The organism is Sulfitobacter sp. 15WGC (assembly GCF_005068605.1).
GTDB lineage: Bacteria > Pseudomonadota > Alphaproteobacteria > Rhodobacterales > Rhodobacteraceae > Sulfitobacter > Sulfitobacter faviae.
This window is the reverse complement of record NZ_SZNL01000002.1, coordinates 129,211-153,379: the sequence shown is the minus strand read 5'-3', so window position 1 is coordinate 153,379 and position 24,169 is coordinate 129,211. Positions and strand designations below refer to the sequence as shown.

Here is a 24,169-nt window from a genome sequence, read left to right as displayed (position 1 = left end):
ATTGAAGGGGGCCGGGGGTAAAAACATGTCCACAACACAAGAGATTTCGGATCGGCTGGAAGCCGCTTTTGCGCCGCGTGAACTGGAAGTGGTGGATGACAGCGAAAGCCATCGCGGTCATGCTGGATTTCAGGAGGGGGGCGAAAGCCACTTTAACGTGCGCATCCGGTCAGAGCGTTTCAAGGGCCAGAACCGGCTGGCGCGGCACCGGGCGGTGCACAGCGCTTTGGGGCCGGACCTGATGGGGCGCATTCACGCGCTGGCGCTTGATCTGGACGAATAAGCGCCGCGTTTAGGGCTTTGTCTTATCGTCGTCTTCGTCGCTGCCCTGCGGCGAAGCTTCATCCGCTGAGGGGCCGGACAGAAACGCAGGCGGCGTCGCCGCTTTGGCGGGTTCCTCTTTCGCGGGCACGTCATCCTCGGGCGTGATGGAGGCGGGCGCATCGGCCTGAAGCGCGGTGTCTTCGCCTTCGATCGTGGCGGCCAAGGCAGGCGTTGCGGCAGCAGTGGCGGGCGGCAGCAGATCGCCATCCTCCTGCTGGCCTGCAGCAGTCGCCAAGCGGCGGAACACCAGCACGTTGCGCCATTCCGTGGTGGTCGAGGTCAGGCCCGAACGCTCTTGCGAAGGCAAGGTCTCGGCCCGCTGGTATTCCCAGCCCTCGGCGGCTTGTTCGTTCAGGCATTCTTCCAAGGTTTTGGCGAAACGCGCTTCGGGGGCCTTCAGACCTTTGGCTTTCTGCCCTTTGCTGGGGGCGGGAAGGATCTTGTATTCGTAGCGCATAGGGGCCTCGGCTGGGTTGGCGACATAAGCCGCGTCAGGTGAGTTTCAGGCGGATTTGCGGCGGATGCCGATGCTGCGACCGGCCTGCGCCGGTTTGGGCAGTTTGGCATGGCTGCGGCGCATCGCGTCAAGACGGGTCAGGATGTGGTCCGGCATGGGGGCCACACGCGGGCCGGACTGGTCCACATGCAGCGTCAGCCCCTCGGCGGTGGCGGCAAGCCAGCCGTCGACGTGCCACAGTTCCTGAAAGCTGTGAAACCGCTTCTCGTCATGGTCGAGCAATTGGAAGGTGGTATAGACGCGGTCACCCTCATGCAGTTCGCGCAGGTAGCAGACGTGAAATTCAGCCACATAGGTGGTGCAACCCGTGCGTTGATACTCCGGCCCCAGACCGATTTCGCCATAGGCTTGGTCAACGCCCTGATCGAACAGGACGTTGTAATAGGCCATGTTCAAATGGCCGTTGAAATCGATCCATTCGGGGAGAACTGTCATCTCGCCCGAACGGAAGGGGGCCGGGGCGTCGCTCATTGCTGGGCGAGCTTGCGCGACACGATTTCGTTGACGGCCTTGGGGTTGGCCTTGCCGCCCGTGGCCTTCATCACCTGACCGACGAACCAGCCCGCCAGCTTCGGGTTCTGCTGGGCCTTTTCGACCTGCGCGGGGTTGGCGGCGATGATCTCGTCCACTGCCGTCTCAATGGCGCCCGTGTCGGTCACCTGCTTGAGGCCCTCAGTCTCCACGACCTCTTCCGGCTCGCGCCCGGTTGTATAGGCGATTTCAAAGACTTCCTTGGCGATCTTGCCGGAAATCGCATCCGAGGCGATCAGATCGACAATGCTGCCCAATTGCGCCGGGGTGACGGGGCTTTCGGTGATGCCCTTGTCGTCTTTCTTGAGGCGACCGAAAAGCTCGTTGATGACCCAGTTCGCAGCCATCTTGCCATCGCGGCCCTGCGCCACGGCCTCAAAATAGCCCGCGCTGTCGAGATCTGCGGTCAGCACGGAGGCGTCGTAGTCCGACAGGCCGAAGTCATTGATGAAACGGGATTTCTTTTCGTCCGGCAGTTCGGGCAGATTGGCTTTGATGTCGTCCACCCATGCCTGTTCGATTTCCAGCGGCAGCAGGTCGGGGTCCGGGAAATAGCGGTAGTCATGCGCCTCTTCCTTGGAACGCATGGAGCGTGTTTCCTGCTTGTCGGGGTCGAAGAGGCGGGTTTCTTGCACAACCTCGCCACCGGCTTCGACAATCGCGATCTGGCGTTTGGCTTCGACTTCGATGGCCTGCTGGATAAAGCGCATGGAGTTCATGTTCTTGATCTCGCAGCGGGTGCCAAGATGCGAGAAGTCCTGCGTTTCCTGATACTTCTCATATTGACCCACACGGCAAACCGAGACGTTGACGTCCGCGCGCATGGCGCCCGACTGCATGTCGCCGTTGCAGGTGCCAAGGTAGCGCATGATCTGGCGCAGCTTGGCGAGATAGGCGGCGGCTTCCTCCGGCCCGCGAATGTCGGGGCGGGAGACGATCTCCATCAGGCAGACGCCGGTCCGGTTCAGGTCGACGAAGGACATGTTCGGGTCCATGTCGTGGATCGACTTGCCCGCGTCCTGCTCCATGTGGATGCGCTCGATCCGCACCAGCCGCGCGGTGCCGTCGCCCAGTTCCACCAGCACTTCGCCTTCGCCGACGATGGGCTCGTAAAGCTGGCTGATCTGGTAGCCCTGCGGCAGGTCGGGATAGAAGTAGTTCTTGCGGTCGAAAGCGGATTTGAGATTGATCTCGGCCTTGAGGCCCAGACCGGTGCGCACCGCCTGTTCGACGCAATATTCGTTGATCACCGGCAGCATGCCGGGCATCGCCGCATCGACGAAGGCCACGTTGCTGTTGGGCTCGGCGCCGAATTTGGTCGAGGCGCCCGAGAAGAGCTTGGCGTTCGACGCGACCTGCGCGTGCACCTCCATCCCGATGACCAGTTCCCAGTCATGTTTGGCACCGGCAATCACGCGCGGTTTCGGGGTGTCGTAACTCAGATCAAGCATCGCGGCCGCCTTCGGTCAATTGGAACTTGGCCGGTCATACTGGAGCGCACCACGCGCTTCAAGAGGCAGGCTTAGCCCGGCACGGCAATCTGGCGGCGGCCTTCGGTGAAAATGACCCGTTTGCCCGCTTCGATCTCACGTTGGAAGAGGCCGGTGATGATGCGCATGGCCTCGTCCCGGCCCGAGGCGGCGAAACGCCGGGCCGAGCGGACGCGCAGGTTGTTGTCAAAGCCGCGCGCAGCATGGGCCCAGAGCATCGGGTGCAGTTCCGTCATATGGTCGCGCACGATCCACCGCGCGCAGTCGGCAATCTCGGCCCGGACGGCCCCGGCGGCATCCTCTGTCTCCGCCGCCTGACCGATGGCGCTGGCGCAATAGGCGGCCAGCAGGTTGGCGGTATGCGGATCGGGGCGGCGGGCGAGGATGTCGTGCAGCCCTTCGATGAAAAACGGCACATCAAGGTTGGCACAGGCCTGCGCATCGCAGCTGATCGCGTCGAATTGCACCCAAGTATAGCCGCCCGCGCCCCATGTCTCTTGGGTCCGCGCGGCGGTGCGGCGGGCCTCGAGTTCCAACTGGTCATATGAGCCATGCCACCGCGGCAGAAGGTGGTTGCCCATGGCCCGCATGGGGCGCGGGTTTGCGGGGTTCAGGTCGATGAGCCGCGCGTAGCGGTCCGCCACGGCGCGGGCGTCACCGCCGGTTCCCCCAAGCAGGGCACAGTGCGTCGCCGCGAGCAGGGGCGAGGCGGCTGTGTCCTTGTCGAATGGCGCGAGAATTTGCTCGGCGCGTTCAAAATGCGCGGCGAAGGCCGCATGGTTGCGGGCGGGCACGTCGCTGTCCCAGCCCGTGCCGCGCCAGGCCCAGCCGATGTCCATATGCGCCTGCGCCACGATGGCGGCGATCATCGCGCTATCGGCGTGATCGGCCAGTACATGTTCCAGCGCTTCGATCCCTGCCATCAGGGGCGCGTCACTGGCCGGTTTACCGTCGTAAAGCGCGTGTTCCGCGGCGAGAATCACATCCGCCCGCGCGCCAAAGGCCATCAGCTCGGCCACCGGCATGGCGCCCGGTGTCATCTCGCGGTTCTCGTCGGCCTCCTGCAAGAGCTCTGCCATCTCCTCCCAACGTTCTTGGCGCACCAGCCATTGCGCGCGGTACTGGTGACGGTCGCGCTGCATTTCTTCGGCGGTGGGGTCGGGGCAGGAAATGCGCAGCAGCGCGTCGCGCGGCGCGCGGCGGCGCAGAAGCGGCATTTCCAGCGGCTCGAACTCGGGCGCTTGGGGCGCGGGCTTGGCAAAGAACCCTTGCAAAGCGGACGGGATCATATGCGAGAGTTTCTTCATCTGGGGCCGTCCTGCCTGCTGTTTGTCGATGATTTAGGTTTGACCGGGCAATGGGGCGGAACCGTGTCCGGCGTGCGGAGCTTTCGGGAAAATTCTGCAGCGCAGTCGGGCAGTCGGGGGCGATCCTTCGCGACAATCCGGCGGCGCGGCGCGCGCTGTTTCCCGATCAGAGGAAATCTGCCGATCCCGCGCCCCCGCCGCGCTTGCCAAGCGCGTTTCGGGGCGGTCTTATGCGCGCCATGAAACCTGCCATGATCGCCCTATTGCTCTGCGCTAGCCCCACCATGATTTGGGCCGAATTGCCCAAACAGCCCGCCCCGGTGGTAGAGGTGGATAACGTGGTGCAGACCGCCGCCACATCTTTGTCCTTCCCCGATGAGGTCGAGGCCGAGGACGAACCGCCCGCACTTGAGACCGCGCCCTTCACCACAACGCTGCGCCCGCCCGCGCGTCCGGGCAACCTGCCGCGCACGCGCTGGCAGCATATGCGGGGGCATTCGCTTTGGACCCGCGCGGCGATCTCGGCGCTGAAATCCCACGGCAAGCCCTTGGTGGATATGGTGCCCGCCGATGTGGCGGAGTGGTGCCCGGCCTATCCGACGGCATCCGACAGTCAACGCCGCGCCTTTTGGGTCGGCTTCATGTCGGCGCTGGCCAAACATGAGAGCACCTATCGGTCTTGGGCCGTGGGCGGGGGTGGCCGCTGGTACGGGTTGTTGCAAATTCTGCCGGGCACGCGCGGGGCTATAAATGCAATGTCGGCAGCGGTGACGCGCTCAAGAACGGCGCCGCGAACCTGAGTTGTGCCGTGCGGATCATGGCGACGACCGTGCCGCGCGACGGGGTGATCGCCGGAAACGGGCGGCGCGGCGTCGGGGCCGATTGGGGGCCGATGCGCAGCGCGTCCAAACGGGCGGATATGTCCCGCTGGCTGCGGCGGCAGTCCTATTGCAAACCGTTGAACGCGACCCGGCCCCGCAGCCGCCCGTAGACTACTGGATCAGCGTGAAGTGATGCCGTTCCGTCGTGATGCCGCGCGCCTGAAACGCGGCTTCCAATGCGCGGTGCGGTGGGGTGGCCTCGAAAGGCAGTTTGATCCTGCGCCCGGTGCGGAGAATGACCGTGGCGCGCACGGACATATCAAGACGCGTATCGAGCCGAACCCGGTCGACCTGCGCCAGCGCGATTTTTGCATCTCGTTTGCCGGTGAACCACGACAGGCTGTGCTGGTCGAGCGTCAGGCCGCTCGCTGGATTGCTGAAGACCTCCCATAGCGCGGGCAGGGTAAAAAGCCCCAGCAGCCCGATGATCCAGCCCGAGGCGTCGAGCCAGAGCCACGCCGCCGCGAGGGCCAGCCAGATCACGGGCAACAGCAACAGGGCCGATCGGCTGCGGGCATGGCGGCGGTAAGTATAGGCCGCCATGCCCTCTGTCTGAATAGGCGTGTCAGGCACCGCGAATGCGGCTGAGCATCTCGGAGGTGTCCCGGCTAAGATCGGGGCTGGCGAGGATGCGGTCGAGTTGGGTCTCGATCATCTTTTGTCGCGCCATGTCATAGCGCCGCCATGTCTGGAAGGCCGAGCACATCCGCGCCGTGGTCTGCGGGTTCACCGGGTCGAGCTTGATCAGCCAATCGGCCAGCAGGGCGTAGCCCTTGCCGCTCTCGTGGTGGAACCCGGCGTGATGCATGGCAAGACTGCCAAAGACCGCGCGGAAACGGTTGGGGTTCTTCCAGTTAAAATCGGCATGCTGGGTAAGCCTGCGCGCCACTTCGGCCGCCTCTTCCGGCGCGGCTTGGCTGACTTGCAGCCCGAACCATTTGTCCATCACCAGACGGTCATCCCGCCACTGCGCCTCAAAGGCGGCCAGCGCCTTGTCGCCTTGGCCCGCACGCAGCAGGGCGGCGAGGGCGCTGAGCTGTTGGGTCATATTGTCGGCATCGTCGAACTGCGCCTGCGCGCGGGCCGGTCCCTCAACGCGGGTCAGCAGGGCAAGTGCCGCATTGGTCAAGGCGCGTTTGCCCGATTGCGCTGCATTGGGCTGATAGGGGGCGTCGATCCTGTGGCGGTCATAGAGATCACCCAGCAGTGCGGCAAAACGCTCGGCCATGGCATCGCGGGTGGCCTCCACCGCCTGATGGATCGCCGCCGGATCCGGCGTTTTGCCTGCGTCATGAAGGGTGCTGGCCAGATCAGCGTGGCTGGGCAGCCCCAGCATCAACGCGCGGTAGGCAGGCTCAAGCGTCTCATCCTCTAACACCGCCCGCTGAGCTGCGAGCCATGCGTCATCCGGCGCGCTGTTTTCGGTGATCGCGGCCAGCAAGGATTGCCGCGCCAAGGTGCGCCCGGCCTCCCACCGGTTGAAGGGATCGCTGTCATGGGCGAGCAGCAGCAGGCGCTCTTCTTTCGAGAGGTCTTGATCCAGCACCACCGGGGCGGAGAAACCGCGCAGCACCGAGGCCACGGGGCGCGCATCCAACCCGTCGAAGGTAAAGCTCTGTTCGGCCTCGGTCATCTCCAACACGCGAGAGGGAGCCACTTCGGCCCCATCCGCGCCGATCAACCCCACGGTGATGGGCAGAACCTGCGGTTTCGGCTCAAGCGTGGCGGTGCTGGGCGGGGTGTGCTGGGTGAAGGTCAGCGTGAAGATGCCTTTGCCCGCATCCCAAGCCTCCACCACCGAGAGGCGCGGCGTGCCCGCCTGCGAATACCAGCGTTTGAACTGGGTCAGATCCCGGCCCGTGGTGTCTTCAAACACCTTCAGCCAATCTTCGATCGTCGCCGCATCGCCGTCGTGACGCTCAAAATAGAGGTCGAGCGCCTTGGCATAGGCGTCATCGCCCACCAAAGTCTTGAGCATGCCGATCACCTCGGCGCCCTTTTCATAGACGGTGGCGGTGTAGAAGTTGTTGATCTCTTGAAAGCTTTCGGGCCGTACCGGGTGGGCCAGCGGGCCTTGATCCTCGGCGAACTGACGTGCGCGCAGGTCGATCACGTCGCCGATGCGTTTCACCGCCGGAGAGCGCATGTCTGAGGTGAACTGCGCGTCGCGGTAGACGGTCAGCCCTTCCTTGAGACAAAGTTGGAACCAATCGCGACAGGTGATGCGGTTGCCGGTCCAATTGTGGAAATACTCATGGGCGATAATCGCTTCGATCCGCTCGAAATTATCATCCGTCGAGGTTTCGGGCGAAGCGAGAACGGCGGCGGAGTTGAAGATGTTCAGCCCCTTGTTCTCCATCGCGCCCATGTTGAAGTCATCCACCGCAACGATGTTGAAGATGTCGAGATCGTATTCACGACCGTAAACCTCTTCGTCCCACTTCATCGAGGCTTTGAGCGCCTCCATCCCAAAGGCGCATTTGCCTTCGTCGCCGGGACGCACATAGAGGTTCAGATCGACCTCGCGGCCCGACATGGTGGTGAAACGGTCGGAATGGGCGACCAGATCGCCCGCCACCAGCGCGAAAAGATAGGCAGGCTTGGGCCATGGATCATGCCATTCGGCATGGTTCTGCCCCTGCGTCACTGGATTGCCGTTGGACAGCAAAACGGGATGCGGGCCGTTGATAGTCACGGTGAAGACGCTCATCACATCGGGACGGTCGGGGTAATAGGTGATCTTGCGAAAGCCTTCGGCCTCGCATTGGGTGCAATACATGCCGCCCGACATATAAAGCCCTTCGAGGGCGGTGTTGTCCTTTGGGTCGATCTCAACCTCGGCCTCCCAGATGAAGGGGCCGTCGGGCACATCGCAGGTCAGCCCGCGTTCCGTCACCTTCGGGGTGACCGGCTTGCCGTCGATCTGCGCAGAGACAAGCTTGAGTTGTTCACCATGCAAGAAAAATTCAGCCTCCTGCGCCGCCGGGTTGGGGCGAAAGGCGATGCGGCTTTCGACCCGCGTCTTATGGGGATCGAGGTCAAAGGTCAGGGCCACCTCATCCACCAGAAAGCCGAAGGGCTGGTAGTCACTGAGATAGATCGTTTGGGGGGTGGCGTCGCGCATTGGGCCTCCAGTCGCGGGAACGTAATTGGTCTAGGAAATGTTATGTCTCCAGAAGGCGGCCTGCAAGCCGAGCTGCCCCAACTTCGAGCAATGAGGTGTATCCATGTCCGCCCCCGACACCGATACCGAAACGCAGAAGAAACGTCATCGTCCCGCTTTGATCGGTATCAAAACCGCAATCATCGCAGGGGCACTCTTGATGATTGCCGGCATCGTCTACGCGGTGTTGCAGGCCACCGACCCCTCGCCGGAAGGTGAGGCCCAGCCCGTGGATGGCCCGGCGGACGCCGAGCCTGTGATCGCCACCCCGGAGCCAGTGGCCGACTAGCGCCGCTATCGCCTGCCTGCCCGCGCTTGCGCCGCTTTGCCTTTCTGCTAGACCTTTCACAAAGGTATCCAGCGCGGGAGAGGGCGGAGAATGACGGGTAGAATTGACAAGAACGGTTTGCAGGTAGAGCCCGCACTGGTCGACTTCATCGAAGGATCGGCGCTGCCGCGCACCGGTGTAGACGCGGATGTCTTTTGGGCGGGGCTGTCGGACCTTGTGCATGACCTCGGGCCGAAGAACCGTGCGCTTCTTGAAAAACGGGCCGAAATTCAGGCCAAGATTGACGACTGGCACCGCGCGCGCGCAGGCCAGCCCCATGACGCGGAAAGCTACACCGCCTTTCTGCGCGAGATTGGCTATCTTCTGCCCGAAGGGCCGGCGTTCCAGATTGAGACGCAAAACGTAGACCCCGAAATCGCGCAGGTGCCCGGGCCGCAGCTTGTAGTCCCGATCACCAACGCACGCTTCGCGCTCAACGCCGCCAATGCGCGCTGGGGCAGCCTTTACGACGCATTCTATGGCACCGATGCGCTGGGCGATCTGCCGGTGGGCAAGGGCTATGACGCGGAGCGCGGCGCACGGGTGGTGACACGGGCAAAAGCCTTTTTGGACGAGGCCGTGCCGCTTTCGGCGGGCAGCCATGCGGATTTGGCCGGGTATCGCGTTGTGGATGGGCACCTTGAAGCTGTGATGGCGCAGGATGCCGCGCCCTGCGGCTTGGCCGATCCGGCGCAGTTCGCGGGCTACCAAGGCGCGGCGGAGGCGCCCGATGCGGTGCTTCTGCGCAACAACGGGCTGCATATCGAGATCAAGATCGACCCCGAGCATGCCATTGGCAAGGACGACCCCGCCAGCGTTGCGGATGTGATCATCGAATCCGCCCTCTCGACCATCATGGATTGCGAAGACAGCGTCGCGGCGGTGGATGCCGAAGACAAGGTGCTGGCCTATGGCAACTGGCTGGGGCTGATGAAAGGGGACCTTGCCGAGACCTTTGAAAAAGGCGGCCAGACCGTCACCCGCCGCATGGCCGAGGACCGTCGCTATACCGCGCCCGATGGGGAGGGGGAGGTCACGCTGAAGGGCCGTTCGCTGATGCTGGTGCGCAATGTTGGCCATCTGATGACCAACCCCGCCGTGCTCGACCGCGAGGGGCGCGAGATTGGCGAAGGGCTGATGGACGCCATGGTGACCACGCTGATTGCCATTCATGACCTCAAACGCGCGGGCGGCAACTCGGTCACCGGCAGCGTCTATGTGGTGAAGCCCAAGATGCACGGGCCCGAGGAAGTGGCCTTTGCCGATGAGATTTTCACCCATGTGGAAAAGACACTCGGCCTGCCACAATATACCGTGAAGCTCGGCATCATGGACGAAGAGCGCCGCACCAGCGCCAACCTCATGGAATGTATCCGCGCCGCGAAACACCGCGTGGCCTTTATCAATACCGGTTTCCTCGACCGCACGGGGGACGAAATCCATACCAGTATGGAAGCCGGTCCGATGGTGCCCAAGGGCGAGATGAAGAACAGCGCTTGGATCGCTGCCTATGAGGATCGCAACGTCGATATCGGTCTCGCCTGCGGCTTGCAGGGCCGGGCGCAGATCGGCAAGGGCATGTGGGCCATGCCCGACCGTATGGCCGAGATGCTGGAGGCCAAGATCGGCCATCCCCAATCCGGGGCCAATTGCGCCTGGGTGCCATCGCCCACCGCGGCCACCCTGCACGCCACACATTACCACAAGGTTAACGTCTTGGCGCGGCAGGAGGAGATCAAAGAGGGCGGCGCACGCGCCACGCTTGACGCGCTGCTGACCATCCCGGTGATGGAAGGCCGCAACCTCAGCAGCGAGGAAATCACCCGCGAGATCGAGAATAACGCGCAGGGCATTCTGGGCTATGTCGTCCGCTGGATCGATCAGGGCGTCGGCTGTTCCAAAGTGCCGGACATCAACGATGTGGGCCTGATGGAAGACCGCGCGACCTGCCGCATCTCGGCCCAAGCGCTGGCGAATTGGCTGCATCACGGCGTCATTAGCCGCGAGGAAGTCGAGGCCGCGCTTAAAAAGATGGCAGCCGTGGTGGACCGTCAAAACGCCGAGGATCCCAGCTATGGCCCCATGGCCCCGGGCTTTGACGGGGTGGCCTTTCAGGCGGCCTGCGATCTGGTGCTGAAGGGGCGCGAACAGCCCTCGGGCTATACCGAACCAGTGCTGCACGCGCGCCGGTTGGAGCTGAAGGCGCAGAGCTGAGGTTGAGACCGCGGCGCGAAGCGCCTATGTTCGGGCCATGGTGAATAAGAGGTAACTCATGGCCCGACCTGTCGTTGGTATCATTGGCAATTCCTACCTGCTGAACGATCAATACCCCGTCCACGCAGGCGGGCAGATGAACACCGAAGCGATTGCCGAGGTTTCGGGCTGTCTACCGCTTATCGTGCCGAGCGATCCGCGCTTTGTCTCGGTCGAGGAATTGCTGGAGGTCTGCGACGGTTTCCTGCTGACCGGCGGGCGCCCCAATGTGCATCCCGAAGAATATGGTGAGCCTGAGACGGAGGCCCATGGTGCCTTCGACCGCGCGCGCGACGCGGTGGCGCTGGCGCTTGTGCGGGCCTGTGTGGCGCGGGGCCAACCCTTCCTCGGCCTTTGCCGCGGGTTTCAGGAAGTGAACGTCGCCATGGGTGGGTCGCTCTATCCTGAGATTCGCGATCTGCCGGGGCGGATGAACCACCGCATGCCCCCCGATGGCACCATTGAAGAGAAATTCGAACTGCGCCATGACGTGAGCTTTACCGAAGGCGGCGTGTTCCACCGTGTGATGGGCGCGTCCAAAGTGCTGACCAACACGCTACACGGGCAGGGGATCAAGGAACCCGGCCCGCGCGTGGTGATCGACGGCTACGCGGATGATGGCACGCCCGAGGCGATCTATATCAAAGACGCGCCGGGCTTTACCCTCGCGGTGCAGTGGCATCCCGAGTGGAACGCAGCCAATGACCCCGTTTCGCGCCCGCTGTTCGAACATTTCGGCGCAGCCGTGCGGGCTTGGGCGGCGGATGGGTCGGCCATGCCGGTGATGACCGCCGCACAGTAGGGCGGGGCGCAGGGCGCGCGCGTTGCACTCTCTATGACCGCGCGCCGCGCTTCTCGGGGCGCGGCAGCCTGCATCGCGATGAAGTCGTTCTGTCAATCCCCCGCGACCCCGATCGCGCCGTCAACTGATGCATAGCCTCGACGCCTTTCAACTGTGCAGCCCGCTCAATGGCGTAACAGGTGAGGCCGCGTGGTTCAGCGGCGTCACATCATCATCCAAGACCGCGTCCTCCTCTAGCGGCCCCGCCTCCGCGCCCTGAAGCGCTGCCTGACCTGAGCACGCGCGGCGATAGGAACTGTAAGGCCAAGCCTCAGGACGGTCACAATAGCCTGCATGCACGGGGCTGAGGTGCACCAAGCTGCAATGCCGTTCGAAATCCGCGGGGTCGCGGATCCGATGTTCCCAAAATCGACGCTGCCAAATCCCTTTCTCGCCCCGTTTGATCTGCCGCAGACTGCGATGTGGGGCCGGAGGGAGATGGCGGGAAAACCGCCCCTTCCACATGCCGATCCGATTGCCGTAATCGGTATCGTCGGGCGGCAGGGTCCAGACCGTATGGAGCACATCCGGCAAGATGGCGATGGCATCGATCCGGAAGGGTTTGCGGGCCAAAGTCTCACGCATCGCTTGGCGCAGGGCCGTGATATGCCGCAGCAGCGCATCATCATCGCGCCGCGCAAGCCGCAGGGTAAAGAAATAGCTGTTCGGGCCATGGGATGAAGGGCTGTCTCTCATGGCCCTGAGCTTGGCGCAGCTTGGTTAAAGCAAGCTTAACGCCGCTACATTTGCCCGCCGGCGATCTCGATCGACTGGCCGTTGATGCTTTCGGAGCCTTCGCCAACCAGCCAGGCCGCCGCGGCGGCCACTTCCGAGGGCGCAATCAGGCGTTTGTGGCGGTTGGCGTTGACCATGACATCGCGGGCCTTTTCCTCGGACAGCCCGGCGCGTTTGGAGATCGCCTGCGTGTTGCGCGCGATGATCTCGGTATCGACGTAACCGGGACAGAGCGCGTTGAAGGTAAAGGGCTGGCCCATGTAATCTTCGCTGAGCGAGCGGATCAGCCCGATCATCCCGTGTTTCGAGGCCGAGTAGCAGGCCGCCCCCGGCAGGCCGCGCAGCCCGGCCATGGAGGACACGGCGATGACCCGGCCCCAATCGGTCTGGCGCATGGATTTCAGGCTCTCCCGGATGGTGAGAAAGGCTCCGTCGAGATTGGTCGCCATCATGTCGCGCCAAAAATCGAGGTCGGTTTTATGCAGTGACCGGCCTTCGGCCACGCCCGCATTGGCCACGCAGATTTGCACCGGGCCATTGGCCTCGACCGCGCGGGCGATGGTCTCGGTGACCTGCGCCTCGTCACGCACGTCCATTGCCATGCCGCTGATGCCATTGCCTGACACGGCGTCGAGCACCACCTGCCGCCGTCCGGTGATGGTGACCTTTGCGCCCTTGCCGGCCAAATCCTGCGCGATGGCCAGCCCGATGCCAGTGCCGCCGCCGGTGATGAATGCGTGTTTGTCTTTCAGTGTCATAATGCCTCCCCTTTGCGGGCAGGGTGGCGCGGCGGGGGCGGCAGTACAATAGGTAGCTTTTGATGACGGGGCGTTATTTTCGGGGTGGCTGGCGGGGCAGCGTTGCGGTGCGGCCACAGTTGGTCCAGCCCCCTGCCACCGCCCTTGTAGCCGGTCACATATTCCCTCACAGGTTGCAGCGGGCAACCTGATCACAGGGCCCTGTTTTTGCATTGGAGCAGTATCATGAATTTTCCGCAAATTTCCTCTCTGGCGCTGGCCGCCTCTTTCGCATTGGGCGCGACAACGGCGGGTGCCGTAGAAGTCACCGGCGGTTCGGTCGGGCTGTCTTATTCCGCATTCGCGGAGGATACCGATTTTAGCCATTGGGGCCTTGAAGGTGCGATGGAACTGGGGTTCAGCCGCGATTTCAGCTTGCAGATCGATGCTGCCTACCACGATTTCGACTTCACCGATATCGACAGCACGCTGTTGGGCCTGCACGGTATCTATCACCTGAACGACGCGACTTCCTTGGGGGCATTCTACACCTTTGAAGACGTTGAGGGCGCCGAAGCTGACATCTTCGGGATCGAGGTTGGCTACGAAGTTCAGGAATGGGAGTTCGAGGGTTATATCGCCAATGTCGACACCGATCTGGGCGACGGCACCCTCGGCGGGATCAAAGCCCGTTATGAGATGCAGGAGGGCTTTGGCTTGACGGGCTCTTATGATGTTGCCGACGATGACACCGGCGATCTGTCGCGTTTCGCAATTCGTCTTGATCGTGACGTATCGGTCAACACCAACCTGTTCCTCGAGGTCGGCTCGGCCAAGGCCGAGGCGGGCGGGGTCGATATTTCCGAGCCCTTCGTCGGTCTGGGCGGTGAAATCAACTTCGGCGCGGATCGGGGCACCACCTTTGACCAGCGCGGTCTGGCGCGTCTGATCCCCGGTCTTTGATCGCGACTTAACCGTCGTTTGACACTTCGGCATGGCCCTCGGGCCATGCTATTGGCGCAGGGTGGAACGGCTGTTCTATCTCTGCGCCGAAAACAGCAAACTGTTCTTCCGATGTCGCGGTGCAGCAATTTTGCACCGTTTCACCCCGCGGTTTGCTTGTACTATTGCTGCGCGCGCGCTATCGCTCTGACTAACAAAGTTGCGCCAGAGCGGCGCGACGGGCCAGCAAAGGGGGACTCTTGGTTTGAAGATCGGGACACCAAAAGAAATATTTGAGGGCGAGAACCGGGTCGCGATGACCCCGGAAAGCGCGCTGCAACTGCAAAAGCTCGGGCATAGCTGCGTCATCGAGACGGGCGCCGGGGCGGCTGCGGGCTTTGACGATGCCGCCTATGAAGCCGCGGATGTCGAGGTGGTGCAATCCGCCGCCGCGCTTTACGAGGCCGCCGATGTGGTTGCCAAGGTGCGCCCGCCCTCTGAGGATGAGGTCAAGCACCTGCGCGCAGGCCAGACGCTGATCTCCATGTTCAACCCCGCCGGCAACACCGAGCTGATGGAGGCCGCCGCCGAGAAGGGCGCGACCGTCATGGCGATGGACATGGTACCGCGCATCAGCCGTGCGCAGAAGATGGACGCGCTTTCGTCGATGGCGAACATCGCGGGCTACCGCGCGGTGATCGAGGCGGGCAATAACTTCGGACGTTTCTTCACCGGTCAGATCACCGCGGCGGGCAAGGTGCCCCCGGCCAAGGTGCTGGTCGTCGGCGCGGGCGTCGCGGGCCTTGCCGCCATCGGCACCTCGACCTCGCTCGGCGCGATCACGCTGGCCTTCGACGTGCGCCCCGAAGTGGCCGAACAGGTCGAATCGATGGGCGCGGAATTCGTCTATCTCGACTTCGAGGAAGAACAGCAGGACGGCTCCGCCTCCGGCGGCTATGCCTCTGTTTCCTCTCCCGAATTCCGCGAAGCGCAGCTTGCCAAGTTCCGCGAGCTGGCCCCCGATGTGGACATCGTCATCACCACGGCGCTGATCCCCAACCGCGAAGCGCCGGAGCTTTGGACCGAGGATATGGTGCAGGCGATGAAGCCCGGTTCCGTGATCGTGGACCTCGCCGCCGAGAAGGGCGGCAACTGCAAGCTCACCAAGATGGACGAGAAGATCGTCACCGACAACGGCGTGACCATCATCGGCTACACCGACTTCCCGAGCCGCATGGCGACGCAGGCCTCGACGCTTTACGCCACCAACATCCGTCACCTGATGGCGGACCTCACGCCCGAGAAGGACGGTGTCATCAACCACGACATGGAAGATGACGTGATCCGCGGCGCCACCATCACCCACGAGAAGGAAGTGACCTTCCCGCCGCCACCGCCCAAGGTCGCGGCCATCGCGGCGGCGCCGAAGAAGGAGAAGGTAAAGGAAAAGACGCCTGAGGAAAAACGCGCCGAGGAACTGGCGGCCTTCAAGCAGCAGACCAAGAACCAGGTCACGCTGCTGGCCGTCGGTGCGGCGCTGCTGCTGGGTGTGGGGCTTGTCGCTCCGGCCAGCTTCATGCAGCACTTCATCGTCTTCGTTCTGGCGGTCTTTGTCGGTTTCCAAGTGATCTGGGGCGTGGCGCACAGCCTGCACACGCCGCTGATGGCGGTGACCAACGCGATCTCCTCGATCATCATTCTGGGCGCGCTGATGCAGATCGGCTCGGGCTCCTGGCTGGTGATCCTTCTTGCTGCCCTGTCGGTCTTCATGTGTGGGATCAACATTTTCGGCGGCTTCCTCGTGACACGGCGCATGCTCGCCATGTTCCAGAAATCCTGAAGGAGCGAGCATCATGGAATACGGATTCACGACAGCGGCCTATGTGGTCGCAGCGGTTCTCTTCATCCTGTCGCTCGGCGGTCTGTCGGGGCAGGAAAGCGCGAAACGCGCGGTGTGGTACGGTATCGCCGGCATGGCGCTGGCGGTCATCGCCACGCTGATCGGGCCGGGGGCGGGGCTGTGGCTCCTCTCGCTGATCCTGATCGCCGCGGGCGGGGCCATCGGCTACCAGCTGGCCACCCGCGTGCAGATGACGCAGATGCCCGAACTGGTCGCGGCGATGCACAGCCTCGTGGGCCTCGCCGCCGTCTTCGTGGGCTACAACGCCCATATCGAACTGGGCCACGTGCTGGTGATGGACGATGTCGCGCGCAAGGCGACCGAGGGTTTCGCGGCGCTTCTGGCCAAGAAGGACAGCGTTGAGATCGCGATCCTGCGGGTCGAGCTCTTCCTCGGCGTCTTCATCGGTGCGGTGACCTTCACCGGTTCCGTCATCGCCTATGGCAAGCTGGCGGGGCGTGTCAGCTCTGCCGCGACGAAACTGCCGGGCGGTCACCTGCTCAATGCCGGTGCCGCGCTGATCTCGCTTCTCTGCCTGATCTGGTACTTCAACACCGGGGGCTTCCTGCCGCTGTTCATCATGACGCTGGCGGCGCTCTTTATCGGCTATCACCTGATCATGGGCATCGGCGGCGCGGACATGCCGGTGGTTGTCTCCATGCTGAACAGCTACTCCGGCTGGGCCGCGGCGGCGATCGGCTTCTCGCTCGGCAACGATCTGTTGATCGTGGTCGGCGCGCTGGTCGGCTCCTCGGGTGCGATCCTCAGCTACATCATGTGCAAGGCGATGAACCGTTCGTTCATCTCGGTCATCCTCGGCGGTTTCGGCGGCAGCTCTGGCCCCGCGATGGAAGTCGAGGGCGAGCAGGTGGCGATCGAGGCCGACGGTGTGGCGCAGGCGCTCAACGAGGCCGATAGCGTCATCATCATCCCTGGCTACGGCATGGCGGTGGCACAGGCCCAAGGTGCTGTCAGCGATCTGGTCAAGAAGCTGCGCGCCAAGGGCAAGAACGTGCGTTTCGCCATCCACCCGGTGGCGGGCCGTCTGCCCGGACACATGAACGTGCTTCTGGCCGAGGCCAAGGTGCCCTATGACATCGTGATGGAGATGGAGGAAATCAACGATGACTTCCCCGAGACCGACGTCGCCATTGTCATCGGCTCCAACGACATCGTGAACCCCGCGGCACAGGACGACCCGAACAGCCCCATCGCCGGGATGCCGGTGCTGGAATGCTGGAAGGCCAAGACCGTCATCGTCTCCAAGCGCGGGCAGGGCACGGGCTATTCCGGCATCGAGAACCCGCTGTTCTTCAAGGAGAACACGCGCATGTTCTACGGTGACGCGAAGGCCAGCCTCGACAAGTTGCTGCCGCTGATCGACTAACGTTTTCTTTCAAAGAAAACGGCGGGGAATTTTTGAAAAATTCCCCGCCCACCCCATGAGCGCCCCGCCGGAAACGGTGGGGCGTTTTCCGTTTTGGCCTGCGGTATACTTCGGTATGCATCAAGTGATTGAAATGGCTTCACTTTTCTCTGTTCATCGGCGGCAATGACGCTATTCTCGGCGGGATACACTCCCCAACAGCGGACCCCGTCATGGCCCCGATCAAAGACCACCCCCAGCGGCTTGCCCTTACCGGCGAAATGCACGCGCGCCCGTTTCCGCAGCTCGCCGCGCCCTCGCGGGTGGCCTTTCTGGCGGTGAAACTATCGGCGGATGCCACGCCACAGGCCGAGTTGAACGCGCTGTTGGCTCATTACGGCGCCCCACGCGCCGATGCGGCGGCCACGCATTATTACGGAGAGATGGGCCGCTTCACCCTGAAATGGGAGCAGCATACCGAGTTCGTCACCTATACGGTCATCGCCCCCTCAGGCCGGAGCCTACCTTTCGCCGCCACGGATTTCGACGCTTTTCCAGAGGATTGGCTGGCCGAGGTGCAGGGGGAGCGGATCACCTCGGCCCTGCTTACGGTGCTGCCGAAGCCGGAAGCCGACGATGAGATCGCGGCGCATTTGCAGGACTGGTTCGTGCCCGAAAGCCTCGCCGTTGCGGAGGTGCTGGATGGGGCGGCGGTGGTGGCCAGCGACTTTCGGATCGACCCCGCAGGCCATCTGCGCCTCGCGCTTTTCACCGATGCAACGACAGGCCAGCGGCGGATCGGGCGGATCGTGCAGCGGCTCTGCGAGATCGAGACCTATAAGGCGATGTCGATGCTGGGGTTCATGCAGGCGCGCGACATGGCCGGGGCGTTGAACGATCTGGACGGACAGCTATCGACGCTCATGGGGGCGATGCGCAGCGGGGCGGGCACGGCGGCTGAGGAAACGCTGCACGCGCTCTTGGATGTCTCGGTCGCGCTGGAGGCGCTGACGGCGGAAACCGCCTATCGTTTCGCCGCCACAGGGGCCTATGAGGCCATCGTCTATGAACGTATCTCCGCCCTGCGTGAAGCGCGTTTTCTGGGGCGGCAGGGCTTTGGCGAGTTCATGATGCGCCGCTATGCGCCCGCGATGCGCACGGTCAAATCGACCGAGACACGCCTGCAAACCCTCGCCGCGCGGGCACTGCGGGCCGCGGATCTTTTGCGAACGCGGGTGGATGTGGAACGCTCGGCCCAGAACCAAGCGATCCTTGCCAGTATGGACCGCCGCGCCGATCTGCAACTGCGGCTGCAACACACCGTAGAGGGGCTGTCTGTTGTGGCGATCAGCTATTACGCGGTGTCGCTGGCGGGCTATCTGCTCTACCCGCTTGCCGCGCCACTGGGGGTCAGCAAGGGGCTGCTGACCGCCGCTGTCACTCTGCCGGTTGTGTTTGGTGTGTGGTGGACGCTGCGCCGTCTGCGGCGGAAGATCGGTTGAGCAGCACCTGCATGGCCAAGCCGCCCAAAGCGATCATCACGATGGCCTCGATGGCTGCGACCGAAAGGGTCGGCACGCCGGAGAGCCCCGCGCCCAAGGTGCAGCCCCCGGCCAACACGCCGCCCACGCCCATCATGGCGGCCCCGGTCAGGTAGCGCCCGGTCTGGCGGGGGGCGTCAAAGCTCTGCCACTGAAACTCTCGCGCGAAAAGGCTGGCGATCAGCGCACCGACAAAGACGCCGCCCAATAGCCCGGTGCCAAAGCCTGCGGGGATCGAACTGCTGGCGATGGTCCAGAACAGCGTATCGGCGGAGGGGGAGGTGAAGCTGAGGCTCTCCATCGCGATCGGGTCGAATTCATCGAGCAGGATGAACCCGGTGCCCACCCATGCGGCGGGGACCAAGAGACCGATCAGCGCCGCCATCACCAGTTGCCCCGGACGGTTACCCGAGCGCAGCGCATAGGCCAGCGCCGCCACGGCGATCACACCAGCCCAGAGCAGCGTACCGCCGGGCAGGGCGGCAAGGCTCACGTTCTCTCCCATATTCACGGTGACAGAGCCGAGCGCCACGCGCAGCGGTGCCAAGACGCCTTTCAGCGTCGCATGGGCCACCACGGCAAAGACCAGCACCACCAGCGCCGCCCGCAGGTTGCCGCCGCCTGTCAGCACCGTGAGGCGCGAGATGCAGCCGCGTGTCAGCACCATGCCCGCGCCAAAGAGCAGCCCGCCCACAGCAATCGCCAAAAGCGGCACGTCGCTGGCCATGAAACGATGCGCGTCAAAACTGATCCATCCGGCGGCCACGGCGGCCTGCGTGCCGATCACGGCCAGCGCCAGTGCGGTCAGCCAGATTCCAAGCGCTTGGCGTCGGTCTTCGCCCACGAGGCTGCGGCGAAAGCAAAACCGCGTGCGCTGCGCCAGCACGCCGAACGCCAGCCCGATGAGGGCCGCCAGCAGAACGGACGCCTCTTTTGCTGTCGTCTCTTCAAAGCCGAAAGACTCAAACATCGCGAAAACCCTCGAAAACGGAATTATTTCCCATTTGGAGCGGGCGCGGGTCACAATCAAGTGAAAGCGCACAGGGCCGCCCCCCAGAGGGGTGAATTAAATTCCGTCTTGTTGGGAAAAGGGGCGACGCTGTTCACCCTGCGTCAAGGGGCGTGAAACAATCGGCCCCTGCCACAGGGGGCAGGGGCCGGTCGGTTCTTATTTTGCTCAGCGTCCGCGAATGCGCGGGTCGAGCGCGTCGCGCAGACCGTCGCCGAGGTAGTTCACCGCCAGCACCGTCAGCGAGATGGCGATGCCCGGCAGCATCACCCGCTCGGGGAACTCCTGCATCCGGTCCACGGCATCGGCCAGTTGCTTGCCCCATGTGGGGAAGTCAGACGGGAAGCCGACGCCAAGGAAGCTCAGCGCGCTTTCGGTGATGATCGCCGTGGCGAGGCCAAGGGTCGCCGAGACCATGATAGGCGAGATCACGTTGGGCAGCAGGTGGCGGCGGATGATCTTGCCCGGCGTGGTGCCGATGGAGCGCGCGGCGAGGATGAACTCACGCTCTTTCAGCGCGAGGATGTCGCCGCGCACAATCCGCGCGGTTTGCATCCATGAGGTCAGGCTGATGACCGAGACGATGAGGATGAACATGCCGCCCTCGGGGCCGAACTGCGCTCGCAGCGGTTGGCCAAAGAGCGTCACGGCGAGCAGGACCAGAGGCAGGATCGGCAGGCTGAGGATCAGGTCGGTGAACCGCATCAGCCAGAAGTCCATCCGTTTGAAAAAGCCCGAGAGCACGCCGACGGCGGTGCCGATGATCAGCGCCAGTGCCATTGCCATCCAGCCCACGGCCATCGACACGCGCCCGCCAAAGAGCATCTGCGCAAGGATGTCGCGGCCCAACTGGTCGGTGCCGAAGGGATGGGCCCAGCCCGCCTTGGCATCGCCATCCCACAGCAGGGTATAGATCGGCCGCCAGTTCTTGTTTCGGATGTCCAGTTTCTTGGCGTCGATGTCCCACAGATAGGGGCCAAAGATCACGGCCAGCGTGATGAAGATCAGGAAACCACCGCCGAAAAGCGCGCCCTTGTGTTTGCGGAACTGGTCCCAAACATCGCGCCATTGGCTGCGCGGCGGCTTTTGCGGGCCCTTGTCTTGCAGGGCCTTCATGAACTCGAGGTCGGCTTCGACCGGGCTTGCGGGAATGGGTTGCTCAGTCATAACGGATCCTTGGGTCAAGCAGGCCGTAGAGGATATCTGCGATCAGGTTGAACAGCACGATCAGCACCGCGAAGATGAAGGTCAGGGTCATCACCATCGGCAGGTCGTTGGCGCGCAGCGCGGTCAGCAGCAGTTGGCCGATGCCGTTCACCTTGAAGACGTTCTCGGTGATGATGGCACCACCAAAGATCGCGGGCATGCCAAGCGCGATGACGGTGACCACCGGGATCATCGAGTTGCGCAGCACATGCACCATGACCACGACGCTTTCCTTCAGACCCTTGGCGCGGGCGGTGCGCACGTAGTCTTGGTTGAGGTTGTCAAGCATGGCACCGCGCATGTAGCGGCTGATCTGCGCCGTGGTTTGCAGCGCCAGCACCATCACCGGCATGATCATCTGGAAGAACTGCACCTTGAAGCTCTCCCAATCGTTTACGACATGGGTCGTGTCATAGATCGACGGCAGCCAGCCCAGAGAGACCGAGAAGATCACGATGAGCAGCGGACCGGTGAAGAAGGGCGGGATCGAAAAGCCGATCATGGTGATGAACGTCCCGGCCTGATCGAAGACCGAATAATGCCGGTAGGCCGAGTAGATGCCGATCGGGATGGCGATGACGATGCCCACGATATAGGCCAGCCCCACGACCCAGAGGGTCTGCGGCATGCGCTGGATCACGATGTCCATCACCGGGGAGCGGGTCTGCCAGGAGATCACGCGCAGCTTGCCTTCGGAAAGCGCCGTATCGGGCAGCCAGCTGAACAGGGCGGAGTGGTTGGTCAGATAGTCGATGAAAACCTGCGGCTCGATCCAAAAGACCTGCACGAGCCATTTCCAATATTGGATATAGATCGGCTGGCCGAGGCCGAGCGCTTCGCGCATCTTTTCTTTCACCTCGGGCGGGACCGTCAGCGGCACTTGGGCCATCGGGTCGCCGGGGGCGAGTTGCAGCAGCAGGAAAATCACCAGGCTGATAAACAAAAGCGTCGGGATCGACAAAAGAAGTCGTCGGATGGTGAAGGTCAACATGGGCGTCGCCTTTGTAGGTCAGTCTGTGAGGGGGTGGGGGGTGAGACGGGGGCGCGCGGATGACGCACACCCCCGAAGGTCGTTGAAGGGAGGCGCGGGCCTGCCGCGCCTCCGTCCTAGATCACTCTTCCATGCGGTACCAATCGGCGGCATTCCACAGCTCGGAGTCCCATGTGTTCAGCACAACGCCACCAAGGGTGTTGGAGGCAGCCGAGACGCGGCCACGGTCCACCAGCGGCAGGATCGAGTAGCTGTCTTTGGTCAGCATGTCGTTCAGCTTTTTGGCCAGTTCGCCACGCTTTTCCATCTCGCCGGTGCGGCCCAGTTCGGCCACCATCGCGTCATACTCTTCGTTGCAGAAGCGGTTGATGTTTTCGCCCTGCCACTGTGTCTCGGGGCTGGGGAACTTGGCGCAGGTCCGCTGGGCAAGGTAGCTTTGCGGGTCGGTGCCGTCGAAGTTGTTGGCGTACATTTCAACGTCGGCATAGAAACGCTGGAACGTGTCGGTCGAACCGGGGTCGCCGCCGAAGAAGACCGAAGCGTCGATGTTGCGCAGCTCGGTTTCAACACCGATCTGGCTCCACCAATCTTTGATCAGCGCTTGGAAGTCCTGACGCACGGCGTTGGTCGAGGTCTGGTAGAGCAGGGACAGTTTCTCGCCGTCCTTCTCACGCACACCGTCGCCATCGCTGTCGACCCAGCCTGCTTCGTCCAACAGCGCTTTGGCGCCTTCGATGTCTTGGGTCAGACAGTCGGTGTTGTCCGAGGCGTAGAGTTCGGGCGCAGGCACCATGTTGCAGGTGGCGCGGCCCGCTTGGCCGTAGCCGACCTCGACCAGCAATTCGCGGTCGATCGCCATGGAAAGCGCGCGGCGCACTTTCTCATCGCCCAGGATCGGGTGCGGGTGTTTGGCCGTGGCGCGCTCACCCTCCGGCAGATCGGGGGAGGGGTCGGTCATGTTCAGTTCCAGACGCTCAACCAGCGTGCCGAAAGCCGACATCGGCTTGCCCTTGCCGCCTTCGGCCATCTTGGCGATGACATCGGGGGCCAGTTGCAGGTTCCAGGCGTAGTCGAACTCACCAGTTTCCATCACGGCACGGCCCGCCGCTGTCGCGTCACCGCCGCCTTTGAAGGTCAGCGTGGCGAAGGCAGGCTTGCTGGGGTCGCGGTAATTTTCGTTCGCGGCCATGGTGATCACGTCGTTCGGGCGGAACTCGGTGACGGTGAAGGGGCCGGTGCCGATGGGGTTGAAGTTGGCCTCGGTGCACTCGGGCGCTTTGGCGCCGGTGCAATCAGCGAACTGTGCCGCCTGAATGATCGGGGATTGGCCGCCCATGAAGGGGCCGTAAGGGTTCGGCATCGGCTCGGAGAAGGTAACTTTGACTGTCTGGTCATCGACCACGTCAACCGAGGAGACACCTTCGAACTTGGCCAGCTGTGCGCAGCCGCCTTCGGGGTTCATGCAGTAATCGGCGGTGAACTTGACGTCATTGGCGGTGACGGGGGTGCCGTCGGACCACATCAGCCCGTCTTTCAGCTTCCATGTGATGGTCTTGAGGTCTTCGCTCACGCCGCCGTTTTCAAGCGTCGGAATTTCGTTCGCCAGATAGGGGACCAGCGCGCCGTTCTGGTCGTAGCGGCCAAGTGGTTCGAGAACCAGCGAGGACGCTTCGACGTCCTTCGTGCCGCTCGACAAATAGGGGTTCAGGATCGAAGGCGCCTGCCAATAGATGATCTTGACTTCGCCGTCGCGGCCCCGCTCGCCCTCATGGGCTTCGGCAAAGGCCATAGGGGCAAGCGCCGTCGATGCGACAGCCCCCATCAATAGGGTCTTCAATTTCATATCTTACTCCATGTTGGACACGTGGGCGTGCCGCTTATTGTCGACGGGATGTTCCCCGCCTTGTTGTTGTCGCCCCGGAAAGAACATGAGCTTCGCCAGCTAAACATAACAAAACAAGCAATATTCAACCTGTGATCGAAGCGCTCTTTCCAAACCGCATGGGCTATATCGAAACAGGTTTGCCGGAAATTGCAAGGGCGGACGTGGCGCAATTATGACAAAGCTCGAAGTCTGCGCGTCAGGTTTGACAGTCTCGTGACATTC

22 protein-coding genes are annotated in these 24,169 nt (G+C 63.1%); 10 read left to right on the top strand and 12 right to left on the bottom strand.

Annotated elements, in window-relative coordinates; translation table 11 throughout:
• Positions 1–25: 25 nt before the first annotated feature.
• A complete protein-coding gene (locus FCK22_RS02290) occupies positions 26–283 on the top strand; it encodes a BolA family protein (RefSeq protein WP_067263286.1) in 258 nt (85 codons plus the stop codon).
• Between the two features lie 9 nt (positions 284–292).
• On the opposite strand, the gene FCK22_RS02285 is transcribed toward FCK22_RS02290, so the two are convergent.
• The 4 genes from FCK22_RS02285 to FCK22_RS02270 all read right to left on the bottom strand — a co-directional run bounded on the left by FCK22_RS02285 (position 293) and on the right by FCK22_RS02270 (position 4,169).
• Positions 293–781 (bottom strand): DUF4177 domain-containing protein, encoded by a 489-nt coding sequence (locus FCK22_RS02285; RefSeq protein ID WP_067263288.1) that lies wholly within the window; start codon positions 779–781, stop codon positions 293–295.
• Between the two features lie 45 nt (positions 782–826).
• Positions 827–1,312: a thioesterase family protein gene (locus FCK22_RS02280; protein ID WP_067263290.1), complete on the bottom strand. Its 486-nt coding sequence runs from the start codon at positions 1,310–1,312 to the stop codon at positions 827–829.
• Positions 1,309–2,823 carry an Asp-tRNA(Asn)/Glu-tRNA(Gln) amidotransferase subunit GatB gene (gene gatB / locus FCK22_RS02275; protein WP_067263293.1) on the bottom strand — a complete coding sequence of 505 codons (1,515 nt, stop codon included), beginning with the start codon at positions 2,821–2,823 and terminating at the stop codon, positions 1,309–1,311. The genes FCK22_RS02280 and gatB overlap by 4 nt, the downstream gene beginning before the upstream one ends.
• A gap of 71 nt (positions 2,824–2,894) precedes the next feature.
• Positions 2,895–4,169: a hypothetical protein gene (locus FCK22_RS02270; RefSeq protein WP_231886320.1), complete on the bottom strand. Its 1,275-nt coding sequence runs from the start codon at positions 4,167–4,169 to the stop codon at positions 2,895–2,897.
• Between the two features lie 251 nt (positions 4,170–4,420).
• Between FCK22_RS02270 and FCK22_RS02265 the strand changes: the two genes are divergently transcribed.
• Positions 4,421–4,969, top strand: a complete 549-nt coding sequence (locus FCK22_RS02265; protein ID WP_349237599.1) for a hypothetical protein — start codon at positions 4,421–4,423, stop codon at positions 4,967–4,969.
• 8 nt (positions 4,970–4,977) lie between these two features.
• Positions 4,978–5,160, top strand: coding sequence for a hypothetical protein (locus FCK22_RS19575; RefSeq protein ID WP_349237598.1), 183 nt, complete (start codon positions 4,978–4,980; stop codon positions 5,158–5,160).
• A 1-nt stretch (position 5,161) separates the two neighbouring features.
• Here the strand turns inward: FCK22_RS19575 and FCK22_RS02260 are convergent, their stop codons facing one another.
• Both FCK22_RS02260 and pepN read right to left on the bottom strand, forming a co-directional pair.
• Positions 5,162–5,623: a hypothetical protein gene (locus FCK22_RS02260; protein WP_082852016.1), complete on the bottom strand. Its 462-nt coding sequence runs from the start codon at positions 5,621–5,623 to the stop codon at positions 5,162–5,164.
• Positions 5,616–8,174, bottom strand: coding sequence for an aminopeptidase N (gene pepN, locus FCK22_RS02255; protein WP_067263298.1), 2,559 nt, complete (start codon positions 8,172–8,174; stop codon positions 5,616–5,618). Before pepN ends, FCK22_RS02260 begins: the two co-directional genes overlap by 8 nt.
• 103 nt (positions 8,175–8,277) lie before the next feature.
• Here pepN and FCK22_RS02250 point away from each other — a divergent pair, with 103 nt between their 5' ends.
• The 3 genes from FCK22_RS02250 to FCK22_RS02240 all read left to right on the top strand — a co-directional run bounded on the left by FCK22_RS02250 (position 8,278) and on the right by FCK22_RS02240 (position 11,596).
• A complete protein-coding gene (locus tag FCK22_RS02250; RefSeq protein ID WP_067263300.1) occupies positions 8,278–8,502 on the top strand; it encodes a hypothetical protein in 225 nt (74 codons plus the stop codon).
• A 90-nt stretch (positions 8,503–8,592) separates the two neighbouring features.
• Positions 8,593–10,755 (top strand): malate synthase G, encoded by a 2,163-nt coding sequence (locus FCK22_RS02245; protein WP_067263303.1) that lies wholly within the window; start codon positions 8,593–8,595, stop codon positions 10,753–10,755.
• Between the two features lie 58 nt (positions 10,756–10,813).
• A complete protein-coding gene (locus FCK22_RS02240) occupies positions 10,814–11,596 on the top strand; it encodes a gamma-glutamyl-gamma-aminobutyrate hydrolase family protein (protein WP_067263306.1) in 783 nt (260 codons plus the stop codon).
• A 147-nt stretch (positions 11,597–11,743) separates the two neighbouring features.
• On the opposite strand, the gene FCK22_RS02235 is transcribed toward FCK22_RS02240, so the two are convergent.
• Positions 11,744–12,331: a transposase gene (locus tag FCK22_RS02235; protein WP_067263309.1), complete on the bottom strand. Its 588-nt coding sequence runs from the start codon at positions 12,329–12,331 to the stop codon at positions 11,744–11,746.
• Between the two features lie 44 nt (positions 12,332–12,375).
• A complete protein-coding gene (locus tag FCK22_RS02230; RefSeq protein WP_067263311.1) occupies positions 12,376–13,128 on the bottom strand; it encodes an SDR family oxidoreductase in 753 nt (250 codons plus the stop codon).
• Positions 13,129–13,353: 225 nt separating this feature from the next.
• Here FCK22_RS02230 and FCK22_RS02225 point away from each other — a divergent pair, with 225 nt between their 5' ends.
• From FCK22_RS02225 to FCK22_RS02210, 4 genes are all read left to right on the top strand, one after another.
• Positions 13,354–14,070 (top strand): hypothetical protein, encoded by a 717-nt coding sequence (locus FCK22_RS02225; protein ID WP_067263313.1) that lies wholly within the window; start codon positions 13,354–13,356, stop codon positions 14,068–14,070.
• A 244-nt stretch (positions 14,071–14,314) separates the two neighbouring features.
• Complete coding sequence (locus FCK22_RS02220) at positions 14,315–15,889, top strand: Re/Si-specific NAD(P)(+) transhydrogenase subunit alpha (RefSeq protein WP_067263316.1); 1,575 nt, start codon at positions 14,315–14,317, stop codon at positions 15,887–15,889.
• Positions 15,890–15,902: 13 nt separating this feature from the next.
• Positions 15,903–17,336, top strand: a complete 1,434-nt coding sequence (locus tag FCK22_RS02215) for an NAD(P)(+) transhydrogenase (Re/Si-specific) subunit beta (RefSeq protein ID WP_067263318.1) — start codon at positions 15,903–15,905, stop codon at positions 17,334–17,336.
• A gap of 212 nt (positions 17,337–17,548) precedes the next feature.
• Entirely contained in the window at positions 17,549–18,817 is a 1,269-nt protein-coding gene (locus FCK22_RS02210; RefSeq protein ID WP_067263320.1) for a DUF3422 domain-containing protein, read from the top strand.
• Here the strand turns inward: FCK22_RS02210 and FCK22_RS02205 are convergent.
• From FCK22_RS02205 to FCK22_RS02190, 4 genes are all read right to left on the bottom strand, one after another.
• Entirely contained in the window at positions 18,753–19,826 is a 1,074-nt protein-coding gene (locus FCK22_RS02205) for a YeeE/YedE family protein (protein ID WP_067263323.1), read from the bottom strand. The genes FCK22_RS02210 and FCK22_RS02205 overlap by 65 nt on opposite strands.
• Before the next feature lie 207 nt (positions 19,827–20,033).
• Positions 20,034–21,032 carry an ABC transporter permease gene (locus FCK22_RS02200; RefSeq protein ID WP_067263326.1) on the bottom strand — a complete coding sequence of 333 codons (999 nt, stop codon included), beginning with the start codon at positions 21,030–21,032 and terminating at the stop codon, positions 20,034–20,036.
• Positions 21,025–22,062, bottom strand: coding sequence for an ABC transporter permease (locus tag FCK22_RS02195; protein ID WP_067263329.1), 1,038 nt, complete (start codon positions 22,060–22,062; stop codon positions 21,025–21,027). Before FCK22_RS02195 ends, FCK22_RS02200 begins: the two co-directional genes overlap by 8 nt.
• Before the next feature lie 121 nt (positions 22,063–22,183).
• Entirely contained in the window at positions 22,184–23,905 is a 1,722-nt protein-coding gene (locus FCK22_RS02190; RefSeq protein WP_067263331.1) for a peptide ABC transporter substrate-binding protein, read from the bottom strand.
• Positions 23,906–24,169: the final 264 nt, after the last annotated feature.